Source organism: Rudaea sp., assembly GCF_036560865.1.
GTDB lineage: Bacteria > Pseudomonadota > Gammaproteobacteria > Xanthomonadales > Rhodanobacteraceae > Rudaea.
In genome coordinates this window covers 1-8682 of the sequence record NZ_DATBQK010000032.1, presented here as the reverse complement: position 1 = coordinate 8682, position 8682 = coordinate 1, and the positions used below count along the sequence as shown (strand labels likewise).

The 8682-nt window shown below is 61.9% G+C and carries 10 protein-coding genes; 9 read left to right on the top strand and 1 reads right to left on the bottom strand.

Features of this window, described 5'->3' with window-relative positions; all coding sequences use genetic code 11:
- A partial coding sequence (locus VIE67_RS04045) for an enoyl-CoA hydratase-related protein (RefSeq protein WP_332023517.1) occupies positions 1-258 on the bottom strand: 258 nt, incomplete at its 3' end.
- A gap of 200 nt (positions 259-458) precedes the next feature.
- Between VIE67_RS04045 and rpoE the strand changes: the two genes are divergently transcribed.
- From rpoE to recO, 9 genes are all read left to right on the top strand, one after another.
- On the top strand, positions 459-1058 hold the full coding sequence (gene rpoE, locus VIE67_RS04040; protein ID WP_332023521.1) for an RNA polymerase sigma factor RpoE: 600 nt from the start codon (positions 459-461) through the stop codon (positions 1056-1058).
- Positions 1051-1740, top strand: a complete 690-nt coding sequence (locus VIE67_RS04035) for a sigma-E factor negative regulatory protein (RefSeq protein ID WP_332023515.1) — start codon at positions 1051-1053, stop codon at positions 1738-1740. Before rpoE ends, VIE67_RS04035 begins: the two co-directional genes overlap by 8 nt.
- Positions 1741-1935: 195 nt before the next feature.
- Entirely contained in the window at positions 1936-3384 is a 1449-nt protein-coding gene (locus VIE67_RS04030) for a Do family serine endopeptidase (protein ID WP_332023513.1), read from the top strand.
- Between the two features lie 229 nt (positions 3385-3613).
- Positions 3614-5404 carry a translation elongation factor 4 gene (gene lepA, locus VIE67_RS04025; RefSeq protein ID WP_332023511.1) on the top strand — a complete coding sequence of 597 codons (1791 nt, stop codon included), beginning with the start codon at positions 3614-3616 and terminating at the stop codon, positions 5402-5404.
- 110 nt (positions 5405-5514) lie between these two features.
- Positions 5515-6420, top strand: coding sequence for a signal peptidase I (gene lepB / locus VIE67_RS04020; RefSeq protein WP_332023509.1), 906 nt, complete (start codon positions 5515-5517; stop codon positions 6418-6420).
- A gap of 9 nt (positions 6421-6429) precedes the next feature.
- Positions 6430-6813, top strand: a complete 384-nt coding sequence (locus tag VIE67_RS04015) for a DUF4845 domain-containing protein (protein WP_332023508.1) — start codon at positions 6430-6432, stop codon at positions 6811-6813.
- Positions 6814-6836: 23 nt separating this feature from the next.
- Positions 6837-7505 carry a ribonuclease III gene (gene rnc / locus VIE67_RS04010; RefSeq protein ID WP_332023506.1) on the top strand — a complete coding sequence of 223 codons (669 nt, stop codon included), beginning with the start codon at positions 6837-6839 and terminating at the stop codon, positions 7503-7505.
- Positions 7502-8422 (top strand): GTPase Era, encoded by a 921-nt coding sequence (era, locus tag VIE67_RS04005; RefSeq protein ID WP_332023504.1) that lies wholly within the window; start codon positions 7502-7504, stop codon positions 8420-8422. The genes rnc and era overlap by 4 nt, the downstream gene beginning before the upstream one ends.
- Before the next feature lie 112 nt (positions 8423-8534).
- Positions 8535-8682: DNA repair protein RecO (gene recO, locus VIE67_RS04000; protein WP_332023519.1), on the top strand; the 148-nt coding region annotated here is incomplete at its 3' end.

Sequence of the window (8682 nt, the reverse complement as noted above, 5' to 3'; positions counted from 1 at the left end):
GAGCACGCCGCCCTGTTTTTCATAGATTTCGAATTCGCGGATATCCGCGCCGGCGATGAAGCCATTCGCCTTGCCCGAGCAGATCACCACGCCCTTGGGTGGTTCGAACGAGAGGCGCTCGACAATCTGCGCCAGCTCGTCGAGTACGGCGCGATTGAGCGCATTCACCGATGCGTCGGCGCGATTGAGGGTCAGGACCGTGATGCCGTCCGCGCCGGTATCGGTTTGCCAGTGGGAAAAACGCAGACCTTCGAACATGGCGGTTCCGGGCGAGTCAGGCAAGACGGCTATAATCTGCGCAAGCTGCGGCCCGGGTCAATCGGTCTAGGCCAGTTGCGAAAGCGCTGGCCGGCCGCATCTTTCTGCCGCGACGCGCGCGCAGACTGGAACTATTCATGACGACACAAGGTCTAGCAACAACGCTTGATCGGGTCGAACACCAACGGAGCACGGCCCGGATGGGCGAGACAGATACCGACCAGGCCCTGGTAGAACGGGTACAGAAGGGGGACAAGCGCGCTTTCGACCTGCTGATACGCAAGTACCAGCACAAGTTGGTGAGCGTCATTTCTCGCTATGTCTCCGACTGGAGCGAATGCCAGGACGTTGCCCAGGAAGCTTTCATCCGCGCCTATCGCGCGATCGGCAACTTCCGCGGCGACAGCCAGTTCTATACGTGGATCTACAAGATTGCGATCAACACGGCGAAGAACCATCTGGTGTCGCAGGGCCGGCGCCCGCCCAAGGACGATATCTCGGTCGACGACGCGGTGCTGCTGGATGGCGGTTCCTGGCTCAAGGATCAGGCCACGCCGGAGCATGAACTTTTGCGTCAGGAAATTGAACAAACCGTGTTCGACACTGTCGAACAGCTACCGGAAGAACTGAAAACAGCGATTACGCTGCGTGAGGTGGATGGCTTGAGTTACGAGGAAATCGCGGAAAAAATGGATTGCCCGATCGGCACGGTCCGTTCGCGCATCTTTCGCGCCCGCGATGCGATCGATCAAAAGCTGCGTCCGCTGCTGTCCGATACCAAGGTGTCCGACCATGAGTGAAGAAATCCAAGTCAACGCCAACCAGCAATTCTGCGAGCAGTTGTCCGCCATGGTGGACGGCGAACTCGCACGCGACCAGGTACGCTTCCTGCTGCGCGGCGTCGACACGCAGTCCGATCTGGCGCGGCGCTGGTCGAGCTATCACGTGATCAGTGCGACGCTGAGGCACGAGTACGTCGCCTTGGCGCTGCCTGGCAATTTCGCCGACGGCATCATCGGCCGTCTGCAAACGGAACGCGGCGCGTTGGCTGGAACGACTGCGCGTCGTCTCGGTGCGCTGCGCTGGGTCGGCGGCGGTGCGATCGCTGCAGCGGTGGCCGTGGTCGCCCTGGTTGTGTCGCGCCCGGTCGGCGACAGCGTGGTGTCGGCGCGAACGACGCTCGGTCCCGTCGTGGCGCAGCAGGCGCCGGCGCAGCAGGTGCGTTCGCCTTACCTGCCGGTGCTGGCGCCGCCCGCGGCGATTGCGAATCCGTTGCCGATGGCCGGGTTCAATGCCAACGATGTACTGCCGGCGAGTTTCCGTTTCGATTCGGTGTTGCCCGACTACTATTCGCCGCGCGGCAATGCGCTTTTGCGCAGCGATCTGTCGGCTACCGGCGTGCCTTACGTGCTGTATCTCAGGCTGCCGCAGCGTCCTCCGGCGACGCAAGCCGCGCCGCAGAGCGTCGCCTCGCCGCAATAGGTTGTCCGCGCAACCCGCAGCTTAACGCCGGCTGACAAGGAGTCGTCGAACGTTCGTATTTTCGGAAACCCGGCGGCGCGCACGCAATCCAATTGCGCGATGTTCCGCACGGTTCGCAAGCCCCCTTCTTGAAGTCGTTTCCCCAGAATCCATCTCTCAAGCAGTCAACAAATCGGTTTCGATAAAGGTACACATATGCGCAAAGTATACAGTGCAAGCGTATTCTTGCTATTCGCCGTGGCGGCTGCGGCCGCGCATGCGGACCTGCCGGATTTCACCCAGCTGGTCGAAAAAAACGGCCCGTCCGTGGTCAACGTCACCGCGACCCAGGGCGACAGCGCCAACATCCAGGGCGACGACGCCGACGATCAGGACGGCCCTGATCAGAGCGGGCCGGACCAGCCGGACATGCCCGATATCCTGCGCCGCTTCTTCGGTCCCGGCGGCCCGGGCGCTCCGGGCGGCGGCCATCCGCGCATCGGTGGCGAATCGCTCGGGTCCGGGTTCATCATTTCCAGCGACGGCTACATCCTGACCAACAACCATGTCGTGGCCGGCGCGGAGAAAGTCGTCGTGCGCCTGTCCGACCGGCGCGAACTCGACGCCAAAGTGGTCGGCACCGATGAAAGGTCCGATGTCGCCCTGCTCAAGGTCAAGGCAACCGGTCTACCGGCGGTGACGATCGGCGATTCGTCCAAGTTGAAGCCCGGGCAGTGGGTGGTGGCGATCGGCTCGCCGTTCGCGATGGATCATACGGTCACACACGGTATCGTCAGTTATGTCGGCCGCAGCAGCCGTGGTGAACAATACGTGCCGTTTATCCAGACCGACGTGCCGATCAACCGCGGCAACTCGGGCGGCCCCCTGTTCAATCTCGATGGTCAAGTGGTCGGCATCAATTCGCAGATCTATTCCAATACCGGCGGCTATATGGGCGTGTCGTTCTCGGTGCCGATCAATCTGGCGATGAATACCGTGGAGCAGCTCAAGGCCACCGGTCATGTCGCACGCGGAATGATCGGCGTGCAGATCCAGGGCGTGACCCGCGATGTCGCGCAGAGCCTGGGCCTGCCGCAGGTCAGCGGCGCCCTGGTCACCCAGGTCACGCCCGGCAGCGGTTCGGACAGGGCCGGCGTGCAGCCGCGCGATGTGATCCTTGCCTACAACGGCCATGTAATCGATCAGCAGACCGATCTGCCGCTGCTGGTCGGAGGCACCAAACCGGGCTCCACAGCCGAACTGAAGGTGTTCCGCGACGGCAAGACGCTCACCGTGCCGGTCAAGGTCGGCGAGTTGGCCCCGGAGAAAGCGGTCCTGGCCAGCCTTGGCAATAGCGAGCAGGCCAAGCGCAGGAACTCGCTCGGCCTCGCCGTCGAGGACATCACGGCCGAGCAGCGCAAGGAGCTCGGCCTCAAGGATCAGAATGGCGTGGTGATTGCCGACGTGAGCGGTGCGGCCAAGCGCGCAGCGCTGCAGGCGGGCGATATCGTCCTCATGGTCGGGCGCCAGTCGATTAAGTCCACCGGCGACTTCCGCAATGCGGTAAAAGACGTCAAGGCGGGCGACTCGGTCATGCTGCTGGTCAAGCGCAATGAAGCGACGCAGTTTGTGACCATCGCCTTGCCGAAACCGAAGAACGGTTGAGCCTCTGCCGCGTTTGCGTGATGCTTTGAAGCGCATCGCGCGCGGCAGGCGAAGGTCAGCAGGGATGCCGGTCGGGAGACGCACCATTGATTGTTCGCGGTCTCCACCATTCAGAATATCGGGCCCTGCGGGGCCCGTATATTGTGCAAACGCAACAAACCGCCGTCTTCATGCGATAATTGTCGTTTTGCCGGCCCGCCATCCAGCGCGGGCCCGCCAACGGCATCGCATGGAACTCATTCGCAACTTCTCAATCATCGCGCACGTGGACCACGGCAAGTCCACGCTGGCCGACCGCATCATTCAATTGTGCGGCGGGCTGGAAGCGCGCGAGATGGAAGCGCAGGTACTCGACTCGAATCCGATCGAGCGCGAGCGCGGCATCACGATCAAGGCGCAGTCGGTGTCGCTGCCGTATACGGCGCGCGATGGAAAAGTATACATGCTCAATTTCATCGACACGCCGGGGCATGTCGATTTCAGCTATGAGGTGAGCCGCTCGCTGGCCGCCTGCGAAGGTGCGTTGCTCGTGGTCGATGCAGCGCAAGGTGTCGAAGCGCAGTCGGTGGCGAACTGCTACACCGCGGTGGAGATGGGGCTCGAAGTCGTGCCCGTGCTCAACAAGATCGACCTGCCGACCGCCGACATCGACAAGGTCAAGGAAGAAATCGAGGCCGTGATCGGCATCGACGCAACCGACGCCGTCGCGATCAGCGCCAAGACCGGACTGAATGTCGTCGAAGTGCTGGAGGCGATCGTCGCGCGCATTCCGCCGCCGAAACCGCGCGATACCGACCGCTTGCAGGCACTCATCATCGACTCCTGGTTCGACAATTATCTCGGCGTCGTCTCGCTGGTGCGCGTGATGCAGGGCGAGATCAAGCCGCGCGACAAGCTTCTGGTCATGTCGACCGGGCGCAGTCACGACGTCGATTCGGTGGGTGTGTTCACGCCGAAACGGCTGGCCAAGGACGCATTGCGCGCGGGCGAGGTCGGCTGGGTCTGTGCCGCGATCAAGGACGTGCATGGCGCGCCGGTCGGCGACACGCTGACCTCGGCCACAAAGCCCGCGGACAAGCCCTTGCCGGGCTTTCAGCAGATGCAGCCGCGCGTATTCGCCGGTCTGTTCCCAGTGTTGGCGGACGATTACCCAGCGCTGCGCGAAGCACTGGAAAAACTCAAGCTCAACGATGCCGCGCTCGCATTCGAGCCGGAGAGTTCCGAGGCGATGGGTTTCGGTTTCCGCTGCGGCTTCCTCGGTCTGCTGCACATGGAGATCATCCAGGAGCGGCTGGAGCGCGAATACGATCTCAATCTCATCACCACCGCGCCCACGGTGATCTACGAAGTACTCAAGACCGACGGCTCAGTAATGACCCTGGACAATCCGGCCAAGCTGCCGCCGAGCCAGTACATCGAGGAAATCCGCGAGCCGATCATCGTCGCCAATATCCTCACGCCGCCGGAACACATCGGCAGCGTGATCAAGCTGTGCGAGGAAAAACGCGGCGTGCAGCGCTCGATTCACTACATGGCGAGCCAGGTGCAGATCAGCTATGAGCTGCCTTTGGCCGAAGTCGTGCTCGATTTCTTCGACAAGCTCAAATCCGTGTCGCGCGGTTACGCCTCGATGGAGTACCACTTCGAACGCTTCCAGGCCGGCCCGCTGGTGCGCGTGGATGTGCTGATCAACGGCGACCGCGTCGATGCCTTGAGCCTGATCCTGTACCGAACGAATGCGGATCGCCGCGGCCGCGAACTGGTCGAGAAGATGAAGGAATTGATCCCGCGCCAGCAATTCGATGTCGCGATCCAGGCCGCGATCGGTGCGCAGATCATCGCGCGCTCAAGCGTCAAGGCGTTACGCAAGAACGTGCTGGCCAAGTGTTACGGCGGCGACGTCACGCGCAAGCGCAAGCTGCTCGAGAAACAGAAGGAAGGCAAGAAGCGCATGAAGCAGGTCGGCAGCGTGGAAATTCCGCAAGAGGCCTTCCTCGCGGTATTGCAAATGGACAAGTAAGACGGAGCATTGCTGCGCCCGGGTTGGCGGGAACGCAACACGGGAAGGCGATGCATTAATATTCGCATCACCTCACCGCTACGCAGATACGAATCGAAAAGGAAACACGGATGGATTTTGACTTTGCCTTGTTGCTGGTCGTACTGACCGCGGTCACCGGTATTATCTGGCTGTTCGATCGCCTGTTTTTCCACAAGGGCCGAGTCGCGCGCGCGCAGGCGATGGGCGCGCTCGGCGGCAGTCAGCGCGAGCGCGAGCAACGCGTGACCGAGGCCATGCGCGAGCCGGCCATCGTCGAGTACGCGCGCTCGTTCTTTCCGGTAATCCTGATCGTGCTGCTGTTTCGCTCGTTCATCGCCGAGCCGTTCAAGATTCCGTCCGGATCGATGATGCCGACCCTGCTCGTCGGCGATTTCGTGCTGGTGAACAAATTTGCCTACGGCCTGCGCCTGCCGGTGCTGAATAAGAAGTTCTTCGAGGTCGGGGAACCGAAGCGTGGCGATGTGTTCGTGTTCGTCTATCCTGGTTATGCCTGCGAACGCGACGGCAAACCGGTACGCAGCGGCTCACGCTGCGGATATCCCGTGACGCCGGTCCCGAAAATGAACTACATCAAGCGCGTGATCGGCCTGCCGGGTGATACGATTACCTATCGCAACAAGACGCTGTACGTGAACGACAAGGAAATTCCGCAGAACGACGTTGGGCCGTTCGGCGGCCCGTTCAGGAGCGGCGATCCGAATGCCTGCGATATGCAGGGATCGGAAATCAAGCAGGAATTGCTTCCCGCGGTGGAGCACCGTATCCTGAACATGCCAACCCAGAATGGAGCCGAGGGAACGTTCCAGGTACCCGCAGGGCAGTATTTTGCGATGGGCGACAATCGCGATTGCAGCGAGGACAGCCGTTACTGGGGTTTCGTGCCGGAACAGAATCTGGTCGGTCGCGCCTTCGTGATCTGGATGAATTGGGATAGTGGCATCGACTTCAAGCGGCTGGGCACTCTGATCAAATAGGGGACCATCATGAGTACGCGGAACACTCAGAAAGGCATGACGCTGATCGGCTTCATCATCATCCTCATCGTGGTGGGATTCTTCGCCTTCGCGGCGATGAAGCTGGTCCCGGTCTACGTCGAATATTTCGGTGTGGTGAAATCGATGAAGGCGGTGGCGAACGACATCAATGCACCGACCATGGAGCTTGTGGAGATCCGCAAGAAGCTCGATGTCAATTTCGACCTGCAATACGTGAGCGACTTGCCGCCGGATGCGATCAAGCTTGAAAGGCAGAACGGGCGCCGCGCGTTGCGCATCGTCTATGACCGCCAGATTCCCTTTTTATACAATGTGTCGCTACTCGCGCATTTCGATCATTCCGAGAACATGTTGCGCGACAGCGGCATATGAACGGGCGCGCGGGCGGGGCCTGATTGTCCACGCGGCTGGCGTATACCTTTGCCGACAACGAGCTGCGCGAACGCGCGCTCAGCCATCGCAGCGTGGGCGCGGACAACAACGAGCGCTTGGAATTCTTTGGCGACGCGCTGGTCAACCTGGTTGTTACCGAGCAGATCTACGAAAAATTCCCCAAGGCGGACGAGGGCGAGCTGACGCGTCTGCGCGCGCGTCTGGTCAGTGAGCCCGCGCTCGCCGAAGTCGCGCGCGAGATCGATCTGGGTGACGAGTTGCGGCTCGGGCCGGGCGAGTTGAAAAGCGGCGGCTTCCGGCGCGATTCGATTCTTGCCGATGCGTTCGAGGCCCTGATCGCCGCGGTGTACCTGGATGGTGGCTGGAACGCCTGTCGCGCGCTCGTGCGCGACTTGTTCGAGCCGCGTCTGGCCCAGGCCGCGAGCGGCGAGGACAAGGACGCCAAGACGCGTCTGCAGGAATGGCTGCAAGCACGCGCGCAACCCTTGCCGAGCTACGAACTTGTGGCAACTTTCGGCGCCGATCATGCCAAGGTGTTCGAGGTCGAGTGCGCCATCGCTGACGCAGACTTGCGTGCGCAAGGTCGCGGCAGCAGCCGGCGCGCGGCGGAGCAACTTGCCGCCGCAAGCGCGCTGGCACTGTTGCAGGCGCGCGAGCAGTCGGCGCAATGACTCCCGATCCGGCGAAACCGGGTGAAGGCGATTTCCGCTGCGGCACGGCGGCGATCGTCGGCCGGCCCAACGTCGGCAAGTCGACCCTGGTCAATGCCCTGGTCGGGCAGCGTTTCAGCATCGCCGGCCCCAAGCCGCAGACCACACGGCATCGCATTCTCGGCATCGTCACGCGCGCGCAGGGTCAGATCCTGCTGCTGGACACGCCGGGCCTGCATGCGGACGGTGCGCGCGCGCTCAATCGCCAGCTCAACCGCGCCGCGCGCAATGCGATTGCCGAAGCCGATGTCGGCGTGCAGCTGATCGAGGCAGGACGCTGGACCGTGGAGGATCAGCTGGTGCGCAACCAGCTTGCCGATTCCGCGCAACCTCGATTGCTCGCGCTGAACAAGGTGGATGCGCAGAAAGATAAAAAGCAGCTTCTTCCGTTTCTGGAAAAGGTCGCAAACGACGGCTTCTACGCCGATGTATTTCTGATTTCTGCGCGCCGCCGTGACGGCATCGAGGCGCTCGAACGCGCGATCATCGATCTTCTGCCAGTCGCGCCGGCACAGTTCGTCGACGACGAATTCACCGACCGCAGCGAGCGCTTTCTCGCCACCGAGCTGATTCGCGAACAACTGATGCTGCGGCTGGCGCAGGAATTGCCGTACGCGGTGACGGTCGAGATCGAAACCTTTGCCGATCGCGAGGACGGCGTCGCCGAGATCAACGCCGCGATCTGGGTCGAGCGCGAAGGGCAGAAGGCGATCGTGATCGGCAAGGGCGGCGAGCAGCTCAAAACGATCGGCAGCGCCGCGCGTCAGGCGATGATCAAGCTGTTCGGACGCCGCGTGTTTCTCAAGCTCTGGGTCAAGGTGCGCGAGAACTGGTCGGACGACGAAGCCGCACTGCACCTTTTTGGTTATTCCGACTGAACTGCGTGCGAAAGAGCGTTGGCCGCAAAGAGCGCAAATGACGCGAAGGAAAAGCAAGGCTCTCTTTTGCGCTCTTTGCGGCCAATAAATATGTCTGATCTGAGCCTGCATCATGCGCGTTGAACAGCAACCGGCCTTCATCCTGCACGCGCGCGCGTATCGCGAAACTTCGCTGCTGCTCGAATGTCTGACTCGCGATCACGGCCGGGTCGGGCTCGTCGCGCGTGGGGTGCGTCGCGAGCGCACACGTACGCCGCGCG

Bases quoted from the DNA above. Each gene is read 5' to 3' on its own strand.
- lepB (WP_332023509.1), top strand. From the start codon at position 5,515: ATGGATTTTGACTTTGCCTTGTTGCTGGTCGTACTGACCGCGGTCACC.
- lepA (WP_332023511.1), top strand. From the start codon at position 3,614: ATGGAACTCATTCGCAACTTCTCAATCATCGCGCACGTGGACCACGGC.
- era (WP_332023504.1), top strand. From the start codon at position 7,502: ATGACTCCCGATCCGGCGAAACCGGGTGAAGGCGATTTCCGCTGCGGC.
- VIE67_RS04015 (WP_332023508.1), top strand. From the start codon at position 6,430: ATGAGTACGCGGAACACTCAGAAAGGCATGACGCTGATCGGCTTCATC.
- VIE67_RS04030 (WP_332023513.1), top strand. From the start codon at position 1,936: ATGCGCAAAGTATACAGTGCAAGCGTATTCTTGCTATTCGCCGTGGCG.
- VIE67_RS04035 (WP_332023515.1), top strand. From the start codon at position 1,051: ATGAGTGAAGAAATCCAAGTCAACGCCAACCAGCAATTCTGCGAGCAG.
- rpoE (WP_332023521.1), top strand. From the start codon at position 459: ATGGGCGAGACAGATACCGACCAGGCCCTGGTAGAACGGGTACAGAAG.